A 25,203-nucleotide genomic window follows, 5' to 3' on the forward strand; every position below is an offset into this window, starting at 1 on the left:
CAATGGTGCCGATGTTGCAGTGCGGTTTACTGCGCTCAAACTTTTCCTTAGCCATCTCGGGCGCCTTCTAATTTTGGTGGGGCCACATTGGCCCGTTTTCCTCTACCGCGCGCGACATATGGTGTTACGCGCCAAAAATCAAGCGTGCATTATCCCTGGCTCGCTTGTTGCTCCTGCAGCCGTTGCCGCATTTCCTCGTTCTTGTTGTCTTTCCAACACTTGGCGAGGTCTGCCGCCGCCACATCATCCACCAGACAGGCGCTGTTTTCATGCATCCACTTTTCGATCTGCCGCGCCGCATTGTAGGTCAGGTTGGCCATCTGCTCTTCCGCGGTCATCGAGAAGCCGCTGGAGGCGATCAGCGAGGAGCCCGTGAAGGATTCCAGCACAAAGATTTCCTTGGCCTCTTCGTTGAACTTCGCTCCGGCCCGGTCATCCCAGGCGGTCACGGTGATGATGATCGCAGACTTTGGCTGCAGGATCAGCGGCACGCCCTTCTGGGCCAACGCATAGCCGTTGATGTTCACGCCAAAATGCACCAGCCGCGTGCCATTATAGCGCGACGCGCCCATACGGGCATCGATGGCATTCTTCATGCTGGCAATAAACGCCTCAGTGTCCGCTTCACGCGACAGCGGCCCCTTCTGGATGTCCGGCGCGACCACGATGTTATGGCCCAGCACAAAGTCGCCCAGATCCAGCGGCTCGTCGGTGACCTCTTTGGTGGGCGCCGTACAAGACACCAGCGCGGCCAACGCCGCGATGCATGCAACCAGTCTGAACATGGGCATTATTCTCCGCCACTCTTCCTCAATAAGTTGCCGTTGGCATATCGGATTGCCTGTGTCCGCGCAATCAAAGGCTTTGTGCACTCTGATCCCTCGCCTATTCTGCTCCGTAAGGAGAACCATGATGTCTCATCTCGCACCAGCCCCTGACGCCCCAAAGCGCCCGCTGCCCGTGCATGCCGCCTTGGCCACCGAGCCACTGGGCCTGTTTGGCTCGCTCAAAGCCGCCCGCAGCAATCTGCTCTCGATCCTGCCGGAACTCGCCGTGCGCCAGCCCATGGTTTCCGGCCGCACCGGATTGCGTTGGCACATGGTCATGGACCCGGGCGCGATCCGCCGCATTCTTCTCGAAAAGGTAGACGACTACCCAAAGTCCAAAGCCACCAAGAACATCCTGCGCCCGGCTATTGGCGACAGCCTGTTCATCGCCGAAGGCGCCCATTGGCGGTGGCAACGCCGCGCCGCAGCCCCGGTGTTCACCCATCGCAACATTGCCAATCTCGCCCCAGTCATGGCACAGGCCGCCGAGCGCGCCGCCAGCCGTATCGCGGACCAAGCCCCCCACGCCGTCGATATGATGAGCGAGATGGTGCAGACCACCTTTGACGTGATCAGCGAAGTGACGTTCTCCGGCGACGGCAGCTTTGACAGCTCCAAAGTGCATCAGGCCATCGATGACTACATCGCCGAGGCCGGCAAAATCTCGCTCCTGGATATGCTGGGTGTGCCCGACTGGGTGCCGCGTCCCGGCCGCATGATGTCCGGCAACGCCGTGGGCGACATGAAGCAGGTCGCCGACAGAGCCATTGAAGCCCGAAGGGCGCGCGGGGCCAAAGACACGCCAGACTTACTTGACCTGCTGCTCGCCGGTGTCGATCCGGAAACCAAGAAAACCATGAACACCGCAGAGCTGCGCGACAACCTGCTGACCTTCATTGTGGCAGGCCACGAAACCACCGCGCTCACCCTCGCCTGGGCGCTTTATCTTTGCGCCTTTGACCAAGACGTTCAAGACAAGGCCCGCGCCGAAATTGCCGACATCTGCGATGATGGTGCGATTACCGGCGACCAGGCCATGCAGCTGACCTATGTGCGCCAAATCATCGACGAGACCCTGCGCCTCTACCCACCGGCGGGCATCATCTCCCGCACCGCGCAGACCAATGACATGCTCTGCGCCCGCGAAATCCGACCCGGCGACACCGTCATGATCCCGATCTACACCTTGCAACGCAATCGTCTGCTCTGGGACGATCCCGACGCCTTCAAGCCGGAACGTTTTGCCGACCGCAAAGCCATCGACCGCTACGCCTACCTGCCTTTCGGCGACGGACCCCGCATCTGCATCGGCGCCAGCTTTGCCATTCAGGAAGCGGTGATTGTGCTTGCCACTCTCCTAAAACGCTTCCGCTTTGATCTGGTTGAGGGCAAACCGCCCAAGCCAGTGATGATCCTCACTCTGCGCCCCGAAGGGGGCGTTTGGCTGCAAGCGTCTCCACTCGACTGAACACACACCCCTTGCCGGATCACCATCCCTTACCGCACACTCATTGGTAAGGGAGGCCCATGTCATGACATCCGAGACCACCAAGCCCAGCGCGCCGGAAAAGCTGCCCCCACGGCCACAGCTCATCCCCGGCACCAACAAACTGTCGGCGCAAGACGTCACTGACGCGCTCAAATCCGGGTTTGACGACTTCCTCGCCCATCCGGTGATGAGCGGCTTTTTCGGCCTGTTTTATGCCGCCTTCGGCATCCTCTTTGTCTGGTGTCTGGCGTGGCTTGGCAAAATCTGGATGATCATCCCGGCCTCGGTTGGCTTCCCTCTGGTCGCACCCTTTGCCGCCGCAGGCCTCTATGAAATGTCACGCCGCCGCCAAACAGGGCAAAGTTTCACCTGGTCCGACATCTTCACCGTCATGGACCGCCAGCGCAAACGCGAGATGGGCTGGATGGCCTTTGTCACGCTCTTCATTTTCTGGGTCTGGGTCTACCAAGTCCGCCTCTGGCTCGCGATCATCCTACAAGACGCGTCTTTCTCTGACTTCGCTGGCTTTCTGAACGTGGTCTTCCTCACGCCTGAAGGCTGGACCTTCCTCGCCATCGGCACCTGCGCCGGCGCCCTGCTCTCCGCCGCGCTGTTTTCGGTGACCGTAATCGCCATGCCGATGCTGTTAGATCGCGAAACCGATTTTGTGACCGCTATGCTGACCTCTGTGCATGTGGTCAAAGAGAACCCCGTGGTCATGCTGACATGGGCCGCAATCATCTCCGCCACCATGCTGCTGTCGCTGGTCCCTGCATTCTTGGGGTTAATCTTCACATTGCCAATTCTGGGCCACACCACCTGGCATCTATACCAACGGGCGGTGGAGTCACAATAACCTTGAAGCCACGCAAATTCCGTTCCGACAGCACATTGTATCCATAGGAAAGAACTGCATACATACAGAAAACCATCCATAGATATGGAGCACTCAAGTGACACCCCCAAGCGTGGACAACATCATGAGAGAAGGCGGTCGGTCGCTGCGTGGCCCCCTTCGATGGGGCAATTTGACTGCCTTATATGCCTTTCTTGCTGGATGCATCGGCTTCCTTGTGAACCAGTTTGGCTACAATTTTCTGCTCCATGCTGACTACACCGACAGCACCCTTTCGAATGTGGTTCTCACAGGAGCTGGCGCGGTGGGTCTGTTCGGTGCGTCTTTCGTTGTCTTCTTTGATCGCAGGGCGCACAATGGACGTTTTTCTTGGCACCCCAAAATGCTTGTCCTGACCGTGGGCATATTCCTTATGTACAGCTTAGGCACCAGGGAACTTTTGCACTCTGGCCTGCTGGCGTCGGCCGCAATTAATGGCAGCACTGTTTCACACGAGCATATTGTGACTGGAAAAATCCGAAGCCAAAAAACGTGCAAGAGAGGACTGACATTTGACGATCTCCCCGCGTTCTGGAACCGTCTTTGCGGTGTCTCTGAAGATCAGTGGAATGCAATTGAGGTCGGCCAAAAACTCATCGTGACAGGCACCGGAAATCAGTTCGGAACCATTCCCAAAACCTTCCGTTACGCCAACTGAAGACCACATAAGGCTTGTATGCCCCTCAAGCACACTTATGCCCCTCAAGCACACTGCCAGGCACTCAACCCAAACGCGCAGAATCGCTACAATTCGTAGCCGCACCGACCGTTGCGCCCGTCGCTTTTCATCAAAAACGCGCACCTCCGCAAAACAGTCGTGATACCGACACAATACCGACGTGACATTTCAATGAAAAACGGAGGCGCAACGGCCCCCGAAATTTATTTGTCGAACTTGTAGTCTTTGGGGAAGCCATAGGGCGCTTTCTTGCCCACCCCGGCCCGTTTCCCAAGCCAATCTGACAGGTCTGGCTCGTGCCGCGTTTTGCCACTGCCGCCCATCGACCAGGTCAGACCATTTTCCCATTCAAAGGTGGTGATATCGGACAGCCCGCCGTCCAGCTCCAGCGTACCCTGACGCCCGCGCGCCATGTTATACTTCTGAATTCGCACACCTTTTCCGCGCCCAAGCTCTGGCATCTCGGAAATCGGGAACACCAAGAAACGGCCGTTTTTGGACACCACAGCCACATGATCACCCGACACAGGCTTACAGATCATCGCGCGAATGTCGTCTTTCACGTTTAGCACCTGTTTGCCCGTCCGCGTCTGCGCAATCACGTCTTTTTCCGGCACCACAAACCCGTCACCCGCGCTGCTGGCCACCAGCAGCTTGCGATCCGGCTTATGCACAAAAATGTCAATGATTTCAGCCTCATTCGGCAGATCCACCATCAACCGCACAGGTTCCCCCATGCCACGCCCGCCCGGCAAATTCGCCGCGCTCAGCGTGTAGAACCGCCCATTGGAGCCAAACATCAAAAGCCGGTCCGTCGTCTCCGCATGGAAGATGAATCGCGGCCCGTCACCATCCTTGAACTTCAGCTCCCGCTTCAGATCAATGTGGCCAGACATGGCGCGAATCCAGCCCATCTGAGAGCAGACAATCGTCACCGGCTCACGGTCGATCATCGCCTCAATCGGCACCTCTTCAACTTCCGCCGCCTCGGCAAACACCGTGCGCCGCGCACCAGCTTCATAGCCCTTGCCGAAGGTCTTCTTCGCTTCTTTCAGCTGCTCGGAAATCCGCTCCCACTGCAGGTCGTCGCTGCCCAAAAGCGCAACGATTCCAGCGCGTTCTTCCTGAAGCGCATCCCGCTCCCGGATCAACTCCAGCTCTTCAAGACGCCGCAAGCTGCGCAGGCGCATGTTGAGGATCGCCTCGGATTGCACCTCGGTCAGCTGGGTGGCACCAGAGCCCGGCAACGGAGATTTGTAGTCCTTTTCATCCAGCGCGCGTGGGTGGTCCTGATCCCAGTCCTCCGCCATCAACGCCTGCTTCGGCGCATCGTCATAGCGGATGATGTCGATCACTCGGTCCAGGTTGAGGAAGGCGATGATGAAGCCTTCCAAGACCTCCAGACGGTGGTCAATCTTCTCCATCCGGTGCTTGGACCGGCGAATGAGAACCTCGCGACGGAAGTCCAAAAACGCCCGCAGAACCTCTTTCATGGAGCAAACTTTTGGCGTCACCCCATCAATCAAGACGTTCATATTCAAAGAGAATCGAATCTCTAGATCACTGCTGCGATAAAGCATGTTCATGAGCACATCCGGCTCAACATTCTTGCTCTTCGGCTCCAGGATCACGCGAATGTCATCGGCCGATTCATCGCGCACATCCGCAAGAATAGGCACCTTCTTGGTCTGGATCAGCTCCGCCAGCTTTTCGATCAGCTTGGACTTCTGAACCTGATACGGGATCTCAGTGACCACAATCTGCCACTGCCCGCGCCCAAGGTCTTCTTTCTCCCACTTACAGCGCAGCCGGAAAGAGCCACGCCCCGTGCGGTAGGCCTGCGCAATGCTTTCAGGCGGCTCAACAATCACGCCCCCGGTCGGGAAGTCCGGCCCCGGCACGTAGTTCAGCAACGTGTCATCGCGCACATCCGGCGTCTTGATCATGTGCAAGCAGGCGTCGCACAGCTCGCTGATGTTATGCGGCGGAATATTGGTCGCCATACCCACCGCAATCCCGGAGGCACCGTTTGCCAGAAGGTTCGGGAAGGTCGCCGGCAGAACCACCGGCTCGCTCAGCGTGCCGTCATAATTCTCTCTGAAATCAACAGCATCCTCATTGAGGCCTTCCAGCAAGGCTTCCGCCACAGAGGTCATCCGCGCCTCTGTGTATCGGCTCGCCGCCGGGTTATCCCCGTCGATGTTGCCGAAGTTACCCTGCCCGTCGACCAACGGATAGCGCACGTTGAAGTCCTGCGCCAAACGCGCCATCGCGTCATAAATCGCCGCATCGCCGTGCGGGTGATAGTTGCCCATCACGTCGCCGGAAATCTTCGCCGATTTCCGGAAGCCGCCCGTCGCGCTAAGCTTTAGTTCACGCATCGCATACAGAATACGGCGGTGAACGGGTTTTAGCCCGTCCCGCGCGTCCGGCAGCGCCCGGTGCATAATCGTACTCAGCGCATAGGTCAGGTAGCGATCGCCAATCGCCCGCCGCAGCGGCTCAGTAACATTCTGTGTAGGGAGTTCGTCGTCATCGATCAGGTCAGTCATACCCCGCTGATAGCTTTTGCCGATGCGCCGGTAAAGCAGATGCGAGGGAACACTCGCGAATTTTTCCCCGACGTGTTATGATGTGCGCAGTGTAAACCTTTGTTTGATCCTGTAATGCGACAGTGTTGTGAGTACGGGTGATTCTCTCGGGGGTTGATTAAGTGAACAAGTTTGTAATTATCAGTTTTGCATTTCTAGGCTTTGTATTTTGGGAGCTCAGCGGCGGGTCAGATTTCGAACCCAAAACGCGGGTTCAAACGGCCGACAAGAAGGCTCCACAGCAAGTTGAAGACGCGCCGGTTGTGGCGCGGGCGGCTTTGTCTGTGCCGATCATCAAGGCGTCTGCCACGCCTGCAGATACACAAAGCGCTGCCACGCCTGTCTTGTTGTCTGCAGAAGCAACCAATTTGCATGAAGCCGACACAACGCAACCGGCGCAACCGGTTGTCGTGGCTTCGCTTGTTACGGGACTTGAGTCTTTTGCCACACCGGGCGCGCCAGTGCTTGTGAAACCGACCGTGACCGACGCCGACGTGCAGGACACGCTGGCCTTGGCTCTGGAATCGCAAAGCGCACCCGACCTACGCCGCGTACGTGGTTCTCGCGTTAACATGCGCGGCGGTCCAGGCACATCTTACAACGTGCTCGTGGTCCTACCGCGTGATCGCGAAGTGGAAGTCTTGCGCGAGAATGGCTCCGGCTGGGTCAAGCTCAAGGATAGCGAAACAGGTCGAATCGGCTGGATGGCCAGTAAAATGCTGGTGGCATCGAACTGAACTGCTCCCTAAGTTGCAAAAAACTCATTTTGCGACGGGGCGTCGATGTCACAGAAATCCATTTTAATCACCGGCTGCTCGTCCGGAATCGGCCTGGCAGCAGCACATAGCCTGCGCGCCCGTGGTTGGCGCGTGTTTGCTTCGTGCCGCAACCCCGACGACTGCAAACACTTGGTTTCGGAAGGCTTTGACAGCCCCCGCATTGAATTGCGCGATGCTGAAAGCATCCACGCTGGCCTACAAGAGGTTTTGGCGTCCACAGGGGGCACGCTGGATGCCCTCTTCAACAACGGTGCCCGCGGCATGCCCGGCGCAGTCGAAGACCTCCCTGCCGATGGCCTGCGCGACCTCATGGAAAGCAATGTCATCGGCTGGCATGACCTCACGCGCCAAGTGATCCCCGTCATGCGGGCGCAGGGCCATGGCCGGATTGTTCAAAACTCTTCGGTCCTAGGCTACGTCTCGATGCGGTATCGCGGCGCCTACGTGGCGAGCAAACATGCCATCGAGGGCCTCACTGACAGCCTGCGCATCGAGCTGCGCGACACACCCATCCACGTCAGCCTGATTGAGCCCGGCCCGATAACCTCTGACATGCGCAAGAACAATGCGGCGCAGTTCTTTGAGTGGATCGATTGGGAAAACTCCGCCTTTGCGGAGGACTACAGACACGGGCTGGTCAAACGGTTCACCGAGAAGCAGGAAGGCCTGGACCCGTTTGAGCTCCCCGCAGAGGCCGTGTGCAAGAAACTGATCCACGCGGTGGAGGCTAATCGCCCGCGTGCGCGATACCGCGTTACTACCCCCGCCCACATCATGAATGTGTTTCGACGCGCCCTGCCAACGTCCTTCCTTGATTGGGTGATCGCCAGGGCTTGATGCGACGTAGTGTCAGAGGTGGTTCAGTTTTGGGCAATGACCCGCTACACCAGTGCCACCGCTGAACATGGAGACCCCTATGGCAAACGATCCCCTCTTCTGGCTTATCGCAGTCACCTGCCTGGCCGTGCTGTTCATCCTTCTGGTTGGCATCGGAGGATTTGCCAAAGGTGGCGAGTTTAACAAAAAATATGCCAACAAAATCATGCGCCTACGTCTACTCGCGCAGTTCATTGCGGTCATTCTGATCGTTGGTTTTGTCTGGCTACGCAGCGGAGGCTGAGCACATGGTTGTTCTCAACAAAATCTACACGCGCACCGGAGATAAAGGCACCACAGCCTTGGGCAATGGCGACAGAGTCGCCAAACATGACGCACGCGTGGCCGCCTATGGCACCACCGACGAGCTCAACGCTTTCCTCGGTGTCGCTCGTCTGCATGCCGAAGGTGACATGGACGCGGCGCTCGCTCGCATTCAGAACGACCTGTTTGATTTGGGCGCAGATCTGTGCCGCCCCGACATGGCCAAAGATGCCGAGGCCGAGTACCCGCCGCTGCGGGTGGTTGCCAGTCAGGTCTCCCGTCTTGAAAACGAAATTGACGACATGAATGCCCAACTGGAGCCTTTGCGCAGCTTCATCCTGCCCGGCGGCTCTGCACTGGCTGCCCAGCTGCATGTGTGCCGCACGGTTGCCCGACGTGCAGAACGGTTGTCCGTAGATCTGGCGCAATCTGAGGACATCAATGCTGATGCGGTGACCTATCTCAATCGCCTCAGCGACTGGTTCTTTGTGGCAGCGCGCATCGCCAACCATGAAGGCCGTGCCGACGTGCTTTGGGTTCCTGGCGCGAATCGCTAGATGGTTGAGTGAGGCCGTTAGCGCCAACAAGGTAGTTGACGCAAATTCCCCTTACGTAACTTTTCTGCGCCGCGGAAACATTCTTGCAAAAAACGTGGCGTGAAAACGCTGATACGCGACGTCGTTGCGCCTAAACGTGACGATTTTGCTCTGTTTCGCCAGCGTTGCACACTATATCAACGCGGTGAGAGCATTCCGATGAGCTGCCTTTAGGCGGCTTTGACAAACTTTGAGGAGTCCTACGCCCATGAAGGTACTAGTACCTGTCAAGCGCGTGATTGACTACAACGTGAAGGTCCGCGTGAAAGCGGATGGCACAGGTGTCGATCTCGCCAACGTGAAAATGTCCATGAACCCGTTTGATGAGATCGCCGTTGAAGAGGCCATCCGTCTGAAGGAAGCGGGCAAAGCGGACGAAATCGTCGCAGTTTCCATCGGTGTGAAGCAAGCTCAGGAAACCCTGCGCACCGCTCTTGCCATGGGTGCCGACCGCGCCATTCTGGTTGTTGCTGCTGACAGCGTTGACCAGGACATCGAGCCACTGGCCGTTGCCAAAATCCTCGCCAAAGTAGTTGAGGAAGAGCAGCCAGGTGTTGTGCTCTGTGGCAAGCAAGCGATCGACAACGACATGAACGCCACCGGCCAGATGTTGTCTGCGCTGCTGGGTTGGTCCCAGGCGACCTTTGCTTCCGAAGTCGACATCGACGGCGACAAGGCTGTTGTAACCCGCGAAGTGGATGGCGGTCTGCAGACCATCAAGGTCAACACACCAACCATCATCACCGTGGACCTGCGTTTGAACGAGCCGCGTTATGCGTCCCTGCCAAACATCATGAAGGCGAAGAAAAAGCCGCTGGATGAGAAAACCGCTGCCGACTACGGCGTGGATGTCACTCCGCGTCTGGAAGTTGTGAAGACTTCTGAGCCATCTGAGCGTGCCGCCGGCATCATCGTAGGCTCCGTCGACGAGCTGGTTGAGAAACTCAAAGAAGCGGGGGCTGTGTAATGGCTGTTCTTCTTCTCGCAGAAGTCAACAACGGCGAACTGGCGTTGGACGCCACCGCCAAAGCTGTCACCGCTGCCAAAGCACTGGGTGATGTAACCGTTCTGGCTGCTGGTGCCTCTGCTGCCGCAGCTGGCGAAGCCGCTGCCAAGATCGACGGTGTTGCCAAGGTTTTGGTTGCCGAAGACGCATCTCTGGGCCACCGCCTGGCGGAACCAACAGCTGCGCTAATCGTTTCCCTCGCGGGTGACTACAGCCACATCGTGGCCCCAGCGACCACCGACGCCAAGAACGTGATGCCACGCGTGGCCGCGCTTCTGGACGTGATGGTGCTGTCGGACGTGACCGCAGTGGTTGACGCAGACACTTTCGAGCGTCCGATCTACGCCGGTAACGCGATCCAGACCGTGAAGTCTAACGACTCCACCAAAGTCATCACCTTCCGGACGTCGACCTTCGACGCGGCAGGCGAAGGCGGTTCCGCTTCTGTGGAAACCGTTGGCGCAGCCGACAATCCAGGCCTGTCCGAATGGGTTGAAGACAAAGTGGCCGAAAGCGATCGTCCAGAACTGACCTCCGCAGGTGTGGTTGTCTCCGGCGGCCGTGGCGTTGGTTCTGAAGAAGACTTCAAAATCCTCGAAGCCCTGGCTGACAAGCTGGGCGCAGCTGTTGGTGCATCCCGTGCCGCGGTTGACTCCGGCTACGCACCAAACGACTGGCAGGTTGGCCAGACCGGTAAGGTGGTTGCACCAGAGCTTTACATCGCAGCGGGTATCTCCGGCGCAATCCAGCACCTGGCCGGCATGAAAGACTCCAAGATCATCGTTGCGATCAACAAAGACGAAGAAGCGCCTATCTTCCAGGTTGCTGACTTTGGTCTGGTTGCCGATCTGTTTGAAGCAGTGCCAGCGCTGACAGACAAACTCGGCTAAACTCCGGCCACTCACAAGACATGAAGGCCCGCCTTTTCAGGCGGGCCTTTTTCATTGGGCGTGTGGCGTGGTCTTAGGTCAGCTTCGCCAGCGGCTTTTGCAACGCGTCAGCCGCCTCCTGATGGGCTGAAACACCCAGCATCCGTTGCGCCGCGACACGTTCCATATCTGTGCATTGCATACCTGTGATGCCCTGCGCTTGCGCGTCCTCGCTCACCACCACTTCGACAATGTCATCCACCATAGGGCGCAGTTCTTCGATCATCAGCCGGTCTACAAACAAGGGGTCTGGTCCCAAACCGCTTGTCCCCATGGCCGTTTCCGGCGCATGGTCCGCCACCCAGAGCAGGACAATCTTGCCGCCAATCGTGTTCAGCAACAACTTCATACGTGCGCTCCACGCCATGCGCAGTTCGTCCCGCACCATGGCGTAACGGTCCGGCGCCCGCGCGCACAGTGTACCCAGCATATGTCGGGTAAAATGGAACTCGCTAAAGTCGATCTCGTTGAACACCATCTGCATCATGTTGGAAGCGCCAATAAAGCGGTCGTTCCGACGCGGGTGCACCTTGTAATACCGGTTGGACATATTCTGCGCGCCCATGACCTGAACAACGGTCACTTCGGATTGCTGCGCAATATGCAACACCGACGGCTCCGCAAGAAACGCGTCGATACCCGCATTCACATACCCAAAGTTCACACAATTGATCGGCAGCGCCTCATCCAGCAGACTGACAAACGGCTGCGGTACAAACTTGCCGTAGGTTTCCGTACCCCCAAGAAACGCAACAAAGGGCTCGTCGAGCGCCTTCTGAGGACCACGAAACAATAATCGCGATTCCCCGTATTGGCACGGCTCATAATTGAGCTCGGTGCCAGACATCTTTTCGTAAGACATTTTCTCACCACTAATTTTCTCACCCAGTAGAGAGAATCGCCGAAAGCCCTTGCGAAAAAGCTAATGCGCGATTTTGTGGCAAGTTTTAAAGGCCTTATCCACTTGCAGCTACTACGTGCGCGGGCCTATGGTCAGCCAGGGATTTTGAGAGGATTTCACTTATGGACATCAAGTCGATTGGCGTCGTTGGAGCAGGCCAGATGGGCAACGGTATCGCGCATGTAATGGCGCTGGCCGGATATGATGTTCTTCTGAATGATATCAACCAGAACGCGCTGGAAGCAGCCGTTGGGCGCATCGACAAAAACCTCGAACGGCAGGTGAGCCGCGAGATGATTTCCGCCGAAGAAAAAGCCGCCGCAATGGGGCGGATAGAGACCACATTGGAGCTGCCAGCACTTGGCGGAACCGACTTGGTAATCGAAGCGGCCACAGAGCGTGAAGAGATCAAGCATCAAATTTTTGATACTTTGAAGCCCCACCTTGGCCCCGATACCCTCCTCACGTCAAACACATCATCAATTTCCATCACGCGACTCGCGTCTCGTACGGATCGTCCGGAACGCTTCATGGGTTTCCACTTCATGAACCCGGTGCCGATGATGAAACTGGTCGAGCTGATCCGCGGCATCGCCACCGACGAAGACACCTACCAGACGTGTCTGGGCATCGTGGAGCGCCTCGGCAAGACCGCCGCCAGCGCCGAGGACTTCCCGGCCTTTATCGTGAACCGCATCCTGATTCCAATGATCAACGAAGCCTGCTACACGCTCTATGAAGGCGTTGGCAATGTGGCTTCCATCGACAACGCAATGAAGCTGGGCGCGAACCACCCGATGGGCCCTTTGGAGCTGGCCGACTTTATTGGCTTGGACACCTGCTTGGCGATTATGAATGTGCTGCACGACGGCCTGGCGGACACCAAGTACCGCCCATGTCCTCTGCTTACCAAATATGTCGAAGCGGGATGGCTTGGCCGCAAAACCAAACGCGGTTTTTATGACTACAGAGGCGACGTACCGGTGCCAACGCGCTAACACAAAACCAAAAGCAAAAACGCGAGGTTCCGACCTCGCGTTTTTTTGTTTTGAGCCATCTAAAGAGAAATCAGGCGTTCTTTCCGAGGTCCAGCGTGTGCTGGCGCAACCACGCCATAAATCCACGTGGATCAGATTGGAGCTGCTCCATTTGCTCATCTGTCAGCGGCGCACCAACGACAGGTGCCTGCGGCTTGTCGCAGGATCGAACAATCTCGTGTAGCAGCAACCCCTGCCGCAGAATTGGCGATAGTTTGTTTGCGATCTGATAGGCACGGCTGTTTTGACCAGGGTAGAAAATCGGAACCACGCGTGCGCCAGAACGGCGGATCATCTGCGCAGTGAAGACGTTCCACTCTTGTTCAATGGCCGGTCCAAACCAGGTGTCCGAGCTCATGACAACACCCGAGGGGAACAGTGCAACGACGCCCCCGTCTTTCAAGTGCGCCATCGCCTTGCCGCGCATTTCAACCATTTTGCGCTGCGCGTCGGGGTCGTGCGGAAAAGGCACTGGGATCATGAAGCTGGACGCGGCTTCATCAAGCCCGGTCAGCACGGAGCGCGTCAAAATACGATAATCTTGGCGTACACGGCCGATCAAATCCGCAAAAATCATGCCGTCCACCATCCCGTGCGGGTGATTGGCCACAACCACGACAGGACCTTCTGACGGAATGTTCTGGAGTTGCTCGAGCGGCGTTTGCAGCTCAATACCCATCACATTGAGCGCGCCACGCCAGAACTTCTGGCCGCGGTATTTCTCATTGTCGCGTTCAAACTTGTTGACCATGCGCAAGATTTTTAACTTGCCGGTCATCCACTCGATTGCGCGAATTGCAAACGAGGTCCAGCGGTCATCAAAGGAATTGGCATAGGTCAACGTGCGGCGATCATAGACCTGACCTTCCGTCTCTGATGCAGGCTTTGCGACCTGCGCCTCTGGCACCGTATCTACCAAATTCGTCTTCCTACGCCGTGGCCCTTGTCAGAATCCTTCACCGAACTTGTCTGCGACAAGCGCCTCAATGGCATCGGCCAAGGCCTGTGCATCCGGCCCGCTGGTTTCCACTGCAATGCTGGTACCCTTGGAGGCCGCCAACATCAGCAACCCCATAATACTGTCACCACCCGCACTCAAGCCATCCTTTGACACTTCTGCCGAAGCGTCAAAGCCTTCGACAACCTCAACAAGCTTTGCGGATGCGCGTGCATGCAGACCTTTTTCATTCACGATTTGCATCGTGCGTTGGATGACATCACTCATCTGCTTACCCTGTTTGAATATTTTGGCTATCGATATATTTGCGGCCAGCTTCCAGCGCCGCTCTGACCGCATCCGCTACGTCCAAGTGGCGGCTTTTGGCCAGTTTAATCAACATCGGCAAATTTGCACCATAAAGGATGCGCCGATTGGCTGGGGCACAGGCACGCAAGCTCAGATTGGACGGCGAGCCACCAAACATGTCTGTAACCACCACAACGCCGTCCCCGTGGTCCACGGCATCGGCCGCGGCACAGATTTCACGCTGTTTCTGGCTGCGATCATGATCGGGCTCAATAGTAATCGCGCTGACGCCGTTCTGGGCGCCAACGACATGTTCCATGGCGGCCAAATATTCATTGGCCAAACCACCATGTGCCACGATCACGATACCGATCAAGCTATCTATTCCCCATCTTCTGCGATCTGCGGACGCGCGCTTAGCACTGCGTACCGATTGAGTTCGCGATGTCTTATAGACACCCGCCAGCCCCTATTTGCAAGGGATTCGGCAATTGTCTCGGTCATGAATACGGAGCGGTGTTTGCCACCAGTACACCCAAAGGCGACGTGAAGATGACTGCGCCCCTCGCGAACATAGCCAGGCAACGCGTGCTCCATCATATCCTTCAGGTTGGAAACAAATGGAGCGTAGCCCGGATCGGTCGCTATGTATTCGCCAACGGGCTCATCACCACCATCCATGACGCGAAGTTCGGCTTGCCAATGCGGATTGTGCAAAAATCGGCAATCAAAGACCAAATCTGCCCCCTGGGGAATGCCACGTTTGTAGCTGAAAGACTGAAGCGTCAGACCAATCGCCTGATCATCTTGTGGCGCAAACCTGCTTTGCACAGCATGGCGCAGTTCATGTGGTGTGAGCTCCGAAGTCTCAATCAACACGGTGGCCCTGCCCCGCACCTCTTGCAGCAACGACAGCTCAGTCTCAATTCCCGCGTTGGGATCTTCCTGCCGATCCAGAGGATGGCTACGCCGGGTCTCATTATAGCGACGGCGCAAGACTTCCGCGCGGCAATCCAGGTACAACAACTCCGGCGCCACATTGGGCAACTCATCCACCAGTTCCAACGCGTCCAGAATGGCCGCCGGAGAAAAGTCCCGATTGCGGACATCCAGGCTCAGCGCCATAGGCCGCTTGAGCGGTTGACCGGACAAAAGTCTCGGCAGCAACCCCAACGGGAGATTGTCAATGGTTTCAAACCCTGCATCCTCTAGTGCTTTGATTGCCGTAGAGCGCCCGGCACCTGATGGACCAGTGAGCAGCACCAAAGGTACTGTGTCCTGCGTGATGTCAGAGATCATTCAGGCGTTCCTTCCATGACGCAACAGCTGCAATACGGCAGCGGCAAAATAAGGGGCATCTACCCCCAAAAGCATGGGAAGTTCCTGCCCCAACACTTGAACTTGCCTTGGATGCGGCAACCTCTGGTCTTCCGTTTGGTCCAAATCGATCACCAAGTGCAATGGAATATCCTGCACAGGATTAGCGCGCAAAATTCCCACTGACCGCGCCTCGATCAATCCGCGAGTGGTATCTGGTGCTGACGCCAGAAGTCGCCCTTCAGAGAGACGAACAACGGTTTGGTCATCCGACACAAGCTCCGCACCATACGCCATGAGCTGCAGCGCCAGGCTCGATTTTCCACGACCCGCAGCCCCCCTTATCAGAACTGCACGCCCGTCATCGGCCACGCAGGACGCATGCAACAGGGTTTCTTCAACGGCGATGTCCGACTGTGCAGAGAATAGATCGTCCGCCTGCGTCATGGCTTACACCGGCAACCCCACAACGAAACGTGCGCCAAGAGGCTCCGAGGTCACATCCGCATCGGTTGGCCGGATGTTCTCCGCCCAAATGACGCCGCCGTGCGCCTCCACAATTTGCTTAGAGATGGCCAGCCCCAAACCGGAGTTATTTCCAAACTGGGATTCAGGCCGATGTGAATAGAACCGGTTGAAGATTTTGTTCAGTGCCTGCTCTGGAATACCTGGGCCAGTATCTTCCACAACCACCAACACACGGTTTTCGCGCTTGCGGGCCCACACACGGATTGCGTCCCCGTCCTCACAAAAACTGATCGCGTTGGTGATCAGATTCACAAAGACCTGCGCAAGACGCGCCTCCAAGCCGGTGATGTCAATCGGCGCATCAGGCAAGTCCGTGATGAAGTCGATACCTTTTCCTTTGGCATCTTCGCCCAAATACTGCGTCAGATTGCCAACCATCCCAAGCAGGTCGAAGGTCTCTTCTTCTTCCTTGACCAGTTCGCTGTCCAAGCGCGATGCATTGGAAATATCGCTCACCAACCGATCCAAGCGGCGTACATCATGCTCGATCACATTGAGCAGCTTTTCCCGGTGTTCTTCCTTTTTGACCATACGGAGCGAGCCAACCGCAGACCGCAAAGACGCCAATGGGTTTTTAATTTCATGGGCAACGTCAGCAGCGAACTGTTCGTTACTGTCTATCCGTTCATAAAGGGCTGAAACCATGCCGCGCAAAGCTCCAGACAAACGTCCGATTTCATCTGGTCTTGCCGTTAAATCCGGAATGCGCACACGGCCCGGATTCACTTTGCGGCTATCGCTGTCTCTGCCCAGCTCTGCCGCAGCTGCCAGATCAGAGAGCGGGTTTGAAATGGTGGACGCCAACACCATGGACAAGCCCACAGACACCACTGTGGCGATCAGGAACATCTGCAAGACGCGTTCCCGCTCGGAACTCACCATGCGATCAAGCTCACCGGAGGCACTTGTCAACACCACTGCGCCAACGACACTGTCGTTTTGCTCAATGGGGACAGCCATCGCGAATACATGTCCACCATCAGCCGCGACAAGCGTCTCCAAGGTTTCCTTGCCGGCCACGGCAGCCTGAGCCATCGTTTGAAGCTGACTATTCAATTGGTCCGCCGAAGCTTCCGCAGCACCGTCCTTGCCAGAAATCGAACTCCAAATCTTATTGAGCGCAGATGTGAGCGGCGCGCCTTCTGGGCGCTCTGCCAAAACCTCGGCCGCCTCCGCAGACGCTTTGCCTTCTTTTGAACCAGCCGTTTTTCCCGCCGCGTCATAGACATGCACGGTTGTGCCAACTTGCAGCGGCAGCTTTTCAAGCGTTGAACCAACATCAACACCGTCATTTGTGGCGAGGTTGACAGGCGCGCCTGACGGCAACTGGGCCTCGAAAGCTCCAGCAATCAGCCTAGCCTCGGTCACAAGCCCAGTGGCGCGCTGCACCGCGAAGCTGTCACGGGCGCTGTTGAGAAATAGAATACCTGCGACCAACACCAAGAGTGCGATCATATTAAAGGTAATAATTTTGCGTGTCAGCGGGGACTTCCCCAGAGGTAAAAGCCGGCGACGTTCGCGCCGGCCTTGCAACTCATCTTCGACGTTGGCTTCAGGGGCGACCCAATCATCGCCCAAAACAACGTCCCCGTCCCGCCCTTGGGCCATGTCTTGCACGTTGGTCCTTCCGGCCTTGTGTCGTTACTCTTCGTTGTACCTATAACCGATGCCGTACAGCGTCTCAATTGCGGAGAAGTCACGATCTACGGTCCGCATTTTCTTGCGAAGACGTTTGATGTGGCTGTCGATCGTGCGGTCGTCAACATAGACTTGATCATCATATGCGACGTCCATCAATTGGTCGCGGCTTTTCACAAAACCGGGTCGTTGCGCAAGCGCCTGCAACAAAAGGAATTCAGTCACGGTTAGCGTGACATCCTGCCCCTTCCAACTCACCGAGTGGCGCAGCGGATCCATGGTCAATTCACCACGTTCCATGATTTTTGTGTCTTCGGTTTCGCCAACAATATCGCCATCGACGGCTTCTTGGCGGCGCAACAGCGCGCGAATGCGCTCCACTAGCAAACGCTGGCTAAACGGCTTTTTGACGTAGTCATCTGCGCCCATGCGCAATCCCAGCACCTCATCGATCTCATCGTCTTTGGAGGTCAGGAAGATCACCGGCATACTGGTCTTCTGACGCAGACGCTGTAACAGATCCATACCATCCATGCGCGGCATCTTGATATCCAGAACAGCCATATCCGGGAGTTTTTTGTTAAATGCATCCAGCGCCTGCTGGCCGTCATTATATGTCTCGACTTCAAACCCCTCCGCCTCAAGGGTGATAGAAACCGACGTCAGGATATTCCTGTCGTCATCCACAAGGGCAATTTTCGACATGGGATCGGTCCTTATTACTGCTCTTATTATGTCTGTTTTTTGCGGCATTATGCGCAATTCAGACTGGGGCAATCAACGTAAAAGTGCGATTCGGGTAACAAACCGGACTTATTTGGCCAGAAATTCCTTGAGCAATGGCTAAATTGTCTCACTTTTGGCGACAATCGCAGCACGCCCTTTCCTATCGGAACACTTGATTGCGCTAACCTGCATTTGGTTGCGCTAACTGCGCCAAACCGTCCTGTTCTTATCAATAATTGGCATGTTATGAGGCCCATGTCGCACTTCGGGGTGTTTTGACGCGCAAGAATATTTCGCCCCGAGGACTTTCAAGGACCGCCGCAACAGGACACGCGGCTACAGGAGTAAGATAATGACATTTGGACGGGTAAACCCGCAATTCCGCCTGCAAGATCAAGGGATCGAAGGTCTGGGAAATGTCTATTACAACTTTATGGAGCCTGCCCTCATCGAGTCCGCGCTGAAGCGCGGAGAGGGCACTCTGGGCAACGGCGGCACCTTTTTAGTGAGCACCGGCGAATTCACCGGCCGGTCTCCTAAAGACAAGTTCACCGTCCGTACCCCGATGACTGAGGACACCATTTGGTGGGAAAATAACGCCCCGATGGAGTCCGACGCCTTTGATCGCCTGCATGCCGATATGTTGGAGCACATGAAAGGCCGCGACTACTTTGTACAGGACCTGACCGCAGGTGCAGATCCGACGCACGCCATCAATGTTCGTGTTGTGAACGAACTGGCGTGGCACAACCTCTTTATTCGTCACCTGCTGCGCCGCCCGGATCGTAACGCACTGGACAGCTTCGTGGCGGATTACACCATTATCAACTGCCCAAGCTTCAAGGCAGATCCTGCGAAGCACGGATGCCGGACCGAAACTGTGATTGCTGTGAACATCGAGAAAAAGATGATCCTGATCGGCAACACTGAGTACGCCGGCGAAAATAAGAAGTCTGTCTTTGGCCTGCTGAACTACTTGCTGCCGGAAAAAGGCATCATGCCGATGCACTGCTCCGCCAACCACGCTAAGGACAACCCTGTCGACAGCGCTGTGTTCTTCGGCTTGTCCGGCACCGGCAAAACCACGCTGTCCGCTGACCCGAACCGCACTCTGATTGGTGATGACGAACACGGCTGGTCCGATCGCGGCACCTTCAACTTCGAAGGCGGCTGCTACGCAAAGACCATCGGCCTGAACCCGGAAGCCGAACCGGAAATCTACGCCACCACAAAGATGTTCGGCACCGTCATTGAGAACATGGTTTTCGACGAAGAAACCAAAGAGCTCGACTTTGAGAACAAAAGCCTCACCGAGAACATGCGCTGTGCGTACCCGCTGGATTCGATCCCGAATGCATCGGACAATGGCCTTGGTGGTCACCCTAAAAACGTGATCATGCTGACATGCGACGCCTTTGGTGTGCTGCCGCCAGTGGCCCGTCTGACACCAGCGCAAGCAGAGTACCACTTCCTGTCCGGCTTCACCGCCAAAATGGCAGGCACCGAGCGCGGCCTGACGGAGCCAACGCCAGCCTTCTCCACCTGCTTTGGCGCGCCGTTTATGCCGCGTCGCCCTGAAGTTTATGGCGCACTGCTGCGTAAGAAGATCGCTGAGTTTGGCACCACATGCTGGTTGGTGAACACCGGCTGGACCGGCGGCGCTTACGGCACCGGCTCTCGCATGCCGATCAAAGCCACCCGCGCGCTGCTCACTGCGGCCTTGGATGGCTCGTTGAACCACGTGGAATTCCGCAAGGATGCCAATTTTGGCTTCGAAGTTCCGGTCTCTGTGCCAGACGTAGACGACACCCTGCTGGATCCACGCGGCACATGGGCAGACAAAGACGCCTATGATGCGCAGGCCACCAAGTTGGTCGGGATGTTTGCTGACAATTTCGAGCAATACCTGCCCCATATCGACGCTGACGTGAAAGCAGCGGCTATCGGTTAAAAGCTCTAAGCGCCATTTTTTTGAAAGCCCCGACAGCCGTCGGGGCTTTTCTTTTGCCGTGCAGATTGATGCGCGCTCACGCCCAAAAGCCTTAAGTCCATTGCCGTCGCGCTTTCGTTTTTGACGCAAGCTTCAAGAAACAAAAAACCTGCTCTTTTGATGCGATTTCTCTCTTGACCCCACCCCAGGAAGAGCCTAAATCGCACCTCACTTACGGCGGTATAGCTCAGTTGGTTAGAGCAGCGGAATCATAATCCGCGTGTCCGGGGTTCAAGTCCCTGTACCGCCACCAAGAATTCCAAAGCCCGGATGGATCGCCATCCGGGCTTCATTTTTTGTACATGCGCACACGAAAAAAGGCGGCGGACATTTCTGCCTCACCGCCTGCCTATTTCAGTCGAGCCGCTCTCAGACTTTCGCCGACAACATGGTTTCCAGCATCATAGCACTCTTGCGTACGCCCTCCGCGGTTTCCTCGCGCACAATGCCATAGCCGCGAATTTCCTTCGGCGCAGTCAAAAGCGCCCAGCACGTGTCGCGGTCCTTTTCGCTGTATCCGCGCTCGACGAGATCCAATACGCACTCAAACCACTCAAGCAGCTCCTGATCCAGTTTTCGGTCCGCACTGAAACGGAGCGGATCCAGGAACGACCCACGCAACCCACGCGCCTTGGAAAGCGCCCCTAGCAGGGGCTGCATCCATGGCCCCAGCTTGACCTTTTTAGGACGCCCTAGTGCATCACGGCCCAAAGGCAGCATCGGGGGCGCCATATGGTAGTTCACTTTGAAGTCACCTTCGAACTCCTCGTTCAAGCGAGTGGCGAACGCTGCATTCATATGAAGGCGCGCAACTTCGTACTCGTCTTTGTAGGCCATGAGCTTAAACAGAGACTTTGCCGCCTCAATCAGCAGATCCTCTGGCAGCACTTGTGCCAGTTTCTTCATGCGGGCCTCAAACCGCGCGGCATATTTGGCATTTTGGTAGTCGGCCAAAAACGCACCCCGCTTGGCAATCAAGGTGTCCGCCGTTTCCGCAACACGGGGCTTTTCCAGCGGGATGGCCTCAGGATCATGTGCCAAAACACGGCCTATATCGAAAGCCTTGGCATTTTTCTCCACAGCAACACCATTGAGCAGGATTGCCTGCTTCAAGGCCACTTCACTCACTGGCACCAATCCCCGCTGATACGCAAATCCAAGCATCATCACGTTGGCAAACACGCTGTCGCCCATGACCTTTTCAGCCATTTTGTTCGCGTCCAGCGCGCGCACATTGTCGGTGCCCACTGCTTTGCGAATGACCTCTTCTCGCACGCCCACTTTCAGGTCGGCGTCTCGGTTCAGGACCAGATCACCGGTTGGCATCTCTGCGGTGTTGAGCACCACCTGCGCGCCTTTGCGATAATGCACACTGGCTTTGGGCGCAGAGCTCACAACCACATCACAGCCGATAACAGCATCAGCCGCGCCGCTTTCAATACGCACCTGGTTGACTGCAGCAGGGCTCGTTCCGAGACGGATATAGCTCAGCACTGTGCCAAATTTCTGCGCGAAACCAGTGAAGTCGAGCACCGAACTGCCCAGCCCTTCCAGATGCGCTGCCATGGTGATCAAAGCGCCGACGGTCACAACCCCTGTGCCGCCTACACCGGTCACCAGAAGGTCAAATGGCTTGTCCAGAGAAGGTACGCTGGGCGTGGGGACGTTAGACAGCAGGCCAGCGACATCGACATTCGCGCCATCCTTTTTGCGCCGCTTGGCGCCGGTCACAGTCACAAAGCTTGGGCAAAACCCGTCCACGCAGGAGAAATCCTTGTTACAGGTGCTCAGGTTGATCTTCCGCTTGCGCCCAAACTCGGTCTCTACCGGCTCCACGCTCAAACAATTGGACGCTTTGGAACAGTCACCGCAGCCCTCACAAACCAACTCGTTGATGAAGGCAAACGTATCGGGGTCTTCCATCTTTCCGCGTTTACGTCGGCGACGCTTTTCCGTGGCGCAGGTTTGCTCGTATATAAGCAGGGTCACGCCTTCGATGTTACGCAGTTCGCGCTGCACGGGATCCATATCCCTGCGATCGTGGAAGGACGTGTCGGGCGGGAAATCCGCTTTGGAAAACTTGGAGATGTCGTCACTGACCAAGGCGATCCGTGCAACACCTTCGGCGCGCGCATTCCAGGCGATGCCGTGTACTGACACCGGACCGTCCACAGGCTGGCCTCCTGTCATGGCAACCGCATCATTGAACAACACTTTGTACGTGATGTTAGCCTTGGCGGCGACAGCTTGACGGATCGCCAGGGAGCCCGAGTGATACCATGTGCCTTCTCCAAGGTTCTGGAAGATGTGTTTGTTGCCGTTGTACTTTTGCGCAACCGCCACAGGCACGCCCTCGCCGCCCATCTGGGCATAGCCGCCCGTCTCCCGGTTCATCCAGCTGGCCATAACGTGGCAGCCAATGCCGCTCATGGCTTTGGAGCCATCCGGCAGCTTGGTGGATGTGTTGTGCGGGCAACCGGAACAGAAATATGGCGTGCGGTTTGCTCCCGAAACATTCAATACAGGCGGCTTTTCCTCGGTGAGCGCTGCGGCCTTCTCAAGCAGACCTTCATCTGGGAAAAGACGCGCCAGACGTTCGGCCACCACCGGCACCAGCATCTTTGGAGAGAGCTCCCCAGTCCAGGGCAAGAGCGGATCGCCAACGGCGCGGTGTTTGCCGACCATCTTCTCCGGTTTATCACCAGGCCAATCGTAGAAGTATTCCTTGAACTGGCTCTCAATGATGCCGCGCTTTTCCTCTACCACCAACACCTCGGTCTTGCCGCGCACAAAGGCCAGTGCATCGCGGCGCGCCAGTGGCCAAACCATGCCAACCTTATAGATGTCGATACCAAGGCGACGACAAGCCGCCTCGTCGAGCCCCAAGAGACGCAGCGCCTCCATCAAGTCCAAATGGCCCTTGCCTGTGGTCACGAACCCGAACGTAGCCTCCGGAATGTCATAGATACGCTGGTCAATTGGGTTCGCTTCAACAAAAGCCTCAACGGCACGCAGCTTGTGCCCAATTCGGGTCTCGATTTCAGGGCTGGGCAGATCACTCGGGCGCACGTGCACGCCGCCCGCTGGCATGTCGAAATCTGGCGTTACGAACTTGCGGTCAGCTTGCAACTCCACAGACCGGCCTGACTCGACCGTCTCAGAAATCGCCTTAAAGCCAACCCAGGTGCCACTAAATCGGCTGAGCGCAATGCCGTATTCGCCAAAGGCAAGGTATTCGTCCACGCTCGCCGGGTTCAGCGTTGGCATAAACCAAGACATGAAGGCCACATCCGATTGATGCGGCATCGAGGAGCTGACACATCCGTGGTCGTCACCCGCCACAACCAGCACTCCACCTTTGGGGGAAGAACCATAGGCGTTGCCGTGTTTGAGCGCGTCGCCAGAGCGATCAACGCCTGGGCCTTTGCCGTACCACATGGAGAACAGCCCCTCGACGTCGCAATTCGGGTCCAGCGTGGCTTGCTGGGCTCCCAAAACGGCTGTGGCGCCAAGGTCTTCATTCACGGCGGGCATGAAGGTGATGTTTTGCTCTTTGGTGCGATCGCGCTCCCGCCAGAACTCCAAATCCAACCCGCCCAAAGGAGAACCACGATACCCGGACACAAAGCCACCGGTGTTGAGCCCGGCGTCGCGGTCGCGCCGCGCCTGATCGAACATGATCCGCACAAGGGCTTGCGTGCCGGTCAGAAACACCCGCCCCTCTGTTTGGTCATACCGATCCGATAGGGCATAGCTTTGAAAATCGTGGCTGGCTTGGGTCATCGCGCGCTCCTCCTGAATTGTGGTATTCTCTCACATGACAGGCGGTTTCCCGTTTCAGTTCTCCTAGATTCTGACCGAATAACGAATTACTGTTTCGCATGGAGTCGGAAAATCGGAACTGAATGCCATGAATCTCGATTCGAAAGATCGCAAACTGCTCGCCCTGTTGGAAAAGAATTGCCGCCTATCCAATGCAGATTTGGCAGCCGAAGTAGGCATGTCGACCTCCGCGTGCTGGCGCCGCATTCGCGCCTTTGAAGAGGCCGGCTTGATCGAAGGATATGGCGCGCGCCTCAGCCAGGAAGAGCTCGGCTTCACGTTCCACGCCATTGTGCATGTTCAACTCACCCGCCACGATCCCGCGAACCTAAAACGCTTCATCGAAGCGGTGACCGCACGCGAGGAAATCCGCATGTGTTTTGCCACCACAGGCACCGCAGATTACCACATGCGCGTGCGCTGCACCGACATCGAGGCCTACAACCGCTTCCTCGAGGACTTCCTCTTCACCCTGCCTGCGGTAAGTTCGGCACAGACCAATGTTATCCTGCGCGATCTGAAGTCCTAATTCTTGCTACTGCACCAGATTTTCGGCTAGCTCAGGACCGACAACAGAAGTGAGCCTCTGCCATGAGCAAGACAATCTACATCCTGAACGGCCCGAACCTGAACCTTCTGGGGAAACGGCAGCCGGAGATTTATGGCCATGACACGCTCGCCGACGTAGAGGCCAACTGCGCGAAGGTTGGCCAGGAACTTGGCCTAGCGGTGAAGTTGATGCAGTCAAACCACGAAGGTGAAATTGTCGAGATGATCCACGACGCGCGCGGCGACGCCGCTGGCATCATTATCAATCCGGCCGCATACAGCCACACCTCTGTGGCCATTCTGGATGCGCTCAACACCTTTGATGGCCCCGTATTGGAAGTGCACATTTCCAACATCCACAAACGCGAAGAATTTCGCCATCACAGCTTTGTCTCTGCGCGCGCGGAAGGCGTGATCGCCGGATGTGGCGTGAACGGCTATGCACTTGCGATGCGCCATATGGGCACGCTGCTCAACTAAGCCAAACGCTCAAAGCGTACGAAAAAGGCTCGGACAAA

General features: G+C 56.7%; 24 protein-coding genes and 1 tRNA gene. 14 read left to right on the top strand and 11 right to left on the bottom strand.

Annotated elements, in window-relative coordinates; all coding sequences use genetic code 11:
• Positions 1 to 149: 149 nt before the first annotated feature.
• Complete coding sequence (locus MK208_RS19995) at positions 150 to 785, bottom strand: hypothetical protein (protein WP_294119448.1); 636 nt, start codon at positions 783 to 785, stop codon at positions 150 to 152.
• Between the two features lie 127 nt (positions 786 to 912).
• Between MK208_RS19995 and MK208_RS20000 the strand changes: the two genes are divergently transcribed.
• From MK208_RS20000 to MK208_RS20010, 3 genes are all read left to right on the top strand, one after another.
• Positions 913 to 2,295 carry a cytochrome P450 gene (locus MK208_RS20000; RefSeq protein WP_294119449.1) on the top strand — a complete coding sequence of 461 codons (1,383 nt, stop codon included), beginning with the start codon at positions 913 to 915 and terminating at the stop codon, positions 2,293 to 2,295.
• Between the two features lie 64 nt (positions 2,296 to 2,359).
• A complete protein-coding gene (locus MK208_RS20005) occupies positions 2,360 to 3,172 on the top strand; it encodes a DUF2189 domain-containing protein (RefSeq protein ID WP_294119451.1) in 813 nt (270 codons plus the stop codon).
• A gap of 112 nt (positions 3,173 to 3,284) precedes the next feature.
• Complete coding sequence (locus tag MK208_RS20010; protein ID WP_294119453.1) at positions 3,285 to 3,869, top strand: hypothetical protein; 585 nt, start codon at positions 3,285 to 3,287, stop codon at positions 3,867 to 3,869.
• Between the two features lie 224 nt (positions 3,870 to 4,093).
• Here the strand turns inward: MK208_RS20010 and MK208_RS20015 are convergent, their stop codons facing one another.
• On the bottom strand, positions 4,094 to 6,442 hold the full coding sequence (locus tag MK208_RS20015; protein ID WP_294119454.1) for a DNA topoisomerase IV subunit A: 2,349 nt from the start codon (positions 6,440 to 6,442) through the stop codon (positions 4,094 to 4,096).
• Positions 6,443 to 6,603: 161 nt separating this feature from the next.
• On the opposite strand from MK208_RS20015, the gene MK208_RS20020 reads away from it, so the two are divergent.
• From MK208_RS20020 to MK208_RS20045, 6 genes are all read left to right on the top strand, one after another.
• Positions 6,604 to 7,218 (top strand): SH3 domain-containing protein, encoded by a 615-nt coding sequence (locus MK208_RS20020; protein ID WP_294119456.1) that lies wholly within the window; start codon positions 6,604 to 6,606, stop codon positions 7,216 to 7,218.
• Between the two features lie 45 nt (positions 7,219 to 7,263).
• A complete protein-coding gene (locus MK208_RS20025; protein WP_294119457.1) occupies positions 7,264 to 8,097 on the top strand; it encodes an SDR family NAD(P)-dependent oxidoreductase in 834 nt (277 codons plus the stop codon).
• Between the two features lie 79 nt (positions 8,098 to 8,176).
• Complete coding sequence (locus tag MK208_RS20030) at positions 8,177 to 8,380, top strand: twin transmembrane helix small protein (protein ID WP_294119459.1); 204 nt, start codon at positions 8,177 to 8,179, stop codon at positions 8,378 to 8,380.
• Positions 8,381 to 8,384: 4 nt separating this feature from the next.
• A complete protein-coding gene (locus MK208_RS20035) occupies positions 8,385 to 8,957 on the top strand; it encodes a cob(I)yrinic acid a,c-diamide adenosyltransferase (RefSeq protein ID WP_294119461.1) in 573 nt (190 codons plus the stop codon).
• A gap of 247 nt (positions 8,958 to 9,204) precedes the next feature.
• Positions 9,205 to 9,963, top strand: coding sequence for an electron transfer flavoprotein subunit beta/FixA family protein (locus MK208_RS20040; RefSeq protein ID WP_294119476.1), 759 nt, complete (start codon positions 9,205 to 9,207; stop codon positions 9,961 to 9,963).
• Entirely contained in the window at positions 9,963 to 10,892 is a 930-nt protein-coding gene (locus MK208_RS20045) for an FAD-binding protein (protein ID WP_294119477.1), read from the top strand. The genes MK208_RS20040 and MK208_RS20045 overlap by 1 nt, the downstream gene beginning before the upstream one ends.
• 73 nt (positions 10,893 to 10,965) lie before the next feature.
• Here the strand turns inward: MK208_RS20045 and MK208_RS20050 are convergent, their stop codons facing one another.
• Positions 10,966 to 11,793: a DUF6473 family protein gene (locus MK208_RS20050; RefSeq protein ID WP_294119478.1), complete on the bottom strand. Its 828-nt coding sequence runs from the start codon at positions 11,791 to 11,793 to the stop codon at positions 10,966 to 10,968.
• 161 nt (positions 11,794 to 11,954) lie between these two features.
• Between MK208_RS20050 and MK208_RS20055 the strand changes: the two genes are divergently transcribed.
• The gene (locus MK208_RS20055; RefSeq protein WP_294119479.1) at positions 11,955 to 12,830 is read left to right on the top strand and encodes a 3-hydroxybutyryl-CoA dehydrogenase; all 876 of its coding nucleotides are present in this window, start codon (positions 11,955 to 11,957) and stop codon (positions 12,828 to 12,830) included.
• 70 nt (positions 12,831 to 12,900) lie between these two features.
• On the opposite strand, the gene MK208_RS20060 is transcribed toward MK208_RS20055, so the two are convergent.
• The 7 genes from MK208_RS20060 to MK208_RS20090 are packed head-to-tail and all read right to left on the bottom strand — an operon-like array spanning position 12,901 to position 18,303.
• Positions 12,901 to 13,788 (bottom strand): lysophospholipid acyltransferase family protein, encoded by an 888-nt coding sequence (locus tag MK208_RS20060; protein ID WP_294119480.1) that lies wholly within the window; start codon positions 13,786 to 13,788, stop codon positions 12,901 to 12,903.
• A 27-nt stretch (positions 13,789 to 13,815) separates the two neighbouring features.
• On the bottom strand, positions 13,816 to 14,094 hold the full coding sequence (locus MK208_RS20065) for an HPr family phosphocarrier protein (protein ID WP_294119481.1): 279 nt from the start codon (positions 14,092 to 14,094) through the stop codon (positions 13,816 to 13,818).
• 4 nt (positions 14,095 to 14,098) lie between these two features.
• On the bottom strand, positions 14,099 to 14,491 hold the full coding sequence (locus MK208_RS20070) for a PTS fructose transporter subunit IIA (RefSeq protein WP_294119483.1): 393 nt from the start codon (positions 14,489 to 14,491) through the stop codon (positions 14,099 to 14,101).
• Positions 14,492 to 14,496: 5 nt separating this feature from the next.
• Positions 14,497 to 15,414, bottom strand: coding sequence for an RNase adapter RapZ (rapZ, locus tag MK208_RS20075; RefSeq protein WP_294119484.1), 918 nt, complete (start codon positions 15,412 to 15,414; stop codon positions 14,497 to 14,499).
• Positions 15,415 to 15,879: an HPr kinase/phosphatase C-terminal domain-containing protein gene (locus MK208_RS20080; protein WP_294119485.1), complete on the bottom strand. Its 465-nt coding sequence runs from the start codon at positions 15,877 to 15,879 to the stop codon at positions 15,415 to 15,417.
• 3 nt (positions 15,880 to 15,882) lie between these two features.
• Positions 15,883 to 17,568, bottom strand: coding sequence for a sensor histidine kinase (locus MK208_RS20085; RefSeq protein WP_294119514.1), 1,686 nt, complete (start codon positions 17,566 to 17,568; stop codon positions 15,883 to 15,885).
• A gap of 33 nt (positions 17,569 to 17,601) precedes the next feature.
• Positions 17,602 to 18,303: a response regulator transcription factor gene (locus MK208_RS20090; RefSeq protein WP_294119486.1), complete on the bottom strand. Its 702-nt coding sequence runs from the start codon at positions 18,301 to 18,303 to the stop codon at positions 17,602 to 17,604.
• A 373-nt stretch (positions 18,304 to 18,676) separates the two neighbouring features.
• Here MK208_RS20090 and MK208_RS20095 point away from each other — a divergent pair, with 373 nt between their 5' ends.
• On the top strand, positions 18,677 to 20,275 hold the full coding sequence (locus MK208_RS20095) for a phosphoenolpyruvate carboxykinase (RefSeq protein ID WP_294119487.1): 1,599 nt from the start codon (positions 18,677 to 18,679) through the stop codon (positions 20,273 to 20,275).
• Positions 20,276 to 20,490: 215 nt separating this feature from the next.
• Positions 20,491 to 20,567: transfer RNA gene (locus MK208_RS20100), tRNA-Met, on the top strand.
• Positions 20,568 to 20,683: 116 nt separating this feature from the next.
• On the opposite strand, the gene MK208_RS20105 is transcribed toward MK208_RS20100, so the two are convergent.
• A complete protein-coding gene (locus MK208_RS20105; RefSeq protein WP_294119489.1) occupies positions 20,684 to 24,097 on the bottom strand; it encodes an indolepyruvate ferredoxin oxidoreductase family protein in 3,414 nt (1,137 codons plus the stop codon).
• 127 nt (positions 24,098 to 24,224) lie between these two features.
• Between MK208_RS20105 and MK208_RS20110 the strand changes: the two genes are divergently transcribed.
• Both MK208_RS20110 and aroQ read left to right on the top strand, forming a co-directional pair.
• Positions 24,225 to 24,665 carry an Lrp/AsnC family transcriptional regulator gene (locus MK208_RS20110; protein WP_294119491.1) on the top strand — a complete coding sequence of 147 codons (441 nt, stop codon included), beginning with the start codon at positions 24,225 to 24,227 and terminating at the stop codon, positions 24,663 to 24,665.
• A 62-nt stretch (positions 24,666 to 24,727) separates the two neighbouring features.
• The gene (gene aroQ, locus MK208_RS20115) at positions 24,728 to 25,165 is read left to right on the top strand and encodes a type II 3-dehydroquinate dehydratase (protein ID WP_294119492.1); all 438 of its coding nucleotides are present in this window, start codon (positions 24,728 to 24,730) and stop codon (positions 25,163 to 25,165) included.
• The last annotated feature ends 38 nt before the right edge of the window (positions 25,166 to 25,203 follow it).

The sequence above is a fragment of the Shimia sp. genome (assembly GCF_022448905.1).
Lineage (GTDB): Bacteria > Pseudomonadota > Alphaproteobacteria > Rhodobacterales > Rhodobacteraceae > Shimia.

What these genes read in the sequence shown, in the direction of transcription:
- MK208_RS20050 (WP_294119478.1), bottom strand. Translation starts at nt 11,793, where the DNA reads ATGTCTTACGAAAAGATGTCTGGCACCGAGCTCAATTATGAGCCGTGC.
- MK208_RS20030 (WP_294119459.1), top strand. Translation starts at nt 8,177, where the DNA reads ATGGCAAACGATCCCCTCTTCTGGCTTATCGCAGTCACCTGCCTGGCC.
- MK208_RS20005 (WP_294119451.1), top strand. Translation starts at nt 2,360, where the DNA reads ATGACATCCGAGACCACCAAGCCCAGCGCGCCGGAAAAGCTGCCCCCA.
- MK208_RS20080 (WP_294119485.1), bottom strand. Translation starts at nt 15,879, where the DNA reads ATGACGCAGGCGGACGATCTATTCTCTGCACAGTCGGACATCGCCGTT.
- MK208_RS20095 (WP_294119487.1), top strand. Translation starts at nt 18,677, where the DNA reads ATGACATTTGGACGGGTAAACCCGCAATTCCGCCTGCAAGATCAAGGG.
- MK208_RS20035 (WP_294119461.1), top strand. Translation starts at nt 8,385, where the DNA reads ATGGTTGTTCTCAACAAAATCTACACGCGCACCGGAGATAAAGGCACC.
- MK208_RS20025 (WP_294119457.1), top strand. Translation starts at nt 7,264, where the DNA reads ATGTCACAGAAATCCATTTTAATCACCGGCTGCTCGTCCGGAATCGGC.
- MK208_RS20015 (WP_294119454.1), bottom strand. Translation starts at nt 6,442, where the DNA reads ATGACTGACCTGATCGATGACGACGAACTCCCTACACAGAATGTTACT.
- rapZ (WP_294119484.1), bottom strand. Translation starts at nt 15,414, where the DNA reads ATGATCTCTGACATCACGCAGGACACAGTACCTTTGGTGCTGCTCACT.
- MK208_RS20085 (WP_294119514.1), bottom strand. Translation starts at nt 17,568, where the DNA reads ATGGCCCAAGGGCGGGACGGGGACGTTGTTTTGGGCGATGATTGGGTC.
- MK208_RS20105 (WP_294119489.1), bottom strand. Translation starts at nt 24,097, where the DNA reads ATGACCCAAGCCAGCCACGATTTTCAAAGCTATGCCCTATCGGATCGG.
- MK208_RS20000 (WP_294119449.1), top strand. Translation starts at nt 913, where the DNA reads ATGTCTCATCTCGCACCAGCCCCTGACGCCCCAAAGCGCCCGCTGCCC.
- MK208_RS20040 (WP_294119476.1), top strand. Translation starts at nt 9,205, where the DNA reads ATGAAGGTACTAGTACCTGTCAAGCGCGTGATTGACTACAACGTGAAG.
- MK208_RS19995 (WP_294119448.1), bottom strand. Translation starts at nt 785, where the DNA reads ATGTTCAGACTGGTTGCATGCATCGCGGCGTTGGCCGCGCTGGTGTCT.
- MK208_RS20090 (WP_294119486.1), bottom strand. Translation starts at nt 18,303, where the DNA reads ATGTCGAAAATTGCCCTTGTGGATGACGACAGGAATATCCTGACGTCG.
- MK208_RS20065 (WP_294119481.1), bottom strand. Translation starts at nt 14,094, where the DNA reads ATGAGTGATGTCATCCAACGCACGATGCAAATCGTGAATGAAAAAGGT.
- MK208_RS20055 (WP_294119479.1), top strand. Translation starts at nt 11,955, where the DNA reads ATGGACATCAAGTCGATTGGCGTCGTTGGAGCAGGCCAGATGGGCAAC.
- MK208_RS20110 (WP_294119491.1), top strand. Translation starts at nt 24,225, where the DNA reads ATGAATCTCGATTCGAAAGATCGCAAACTGCTCGCCCTGTTGGAAAAG.
- MK208_RS20045 (WP_294119477.1), top strand. Translation starts at nt 9,963, where the DNA reads ATGGCTGTTCTTCTTCTCGCAGAAGTCAACAACGGCGAACTGGCGTTG.
- aroQ (WP_294119492.1), top strand. Translation starts at nt 24,728, where the DNA reads ATGAGCAAGACAATCTACATCCTGAACGGCCCGAACCTGAACCTTCTG.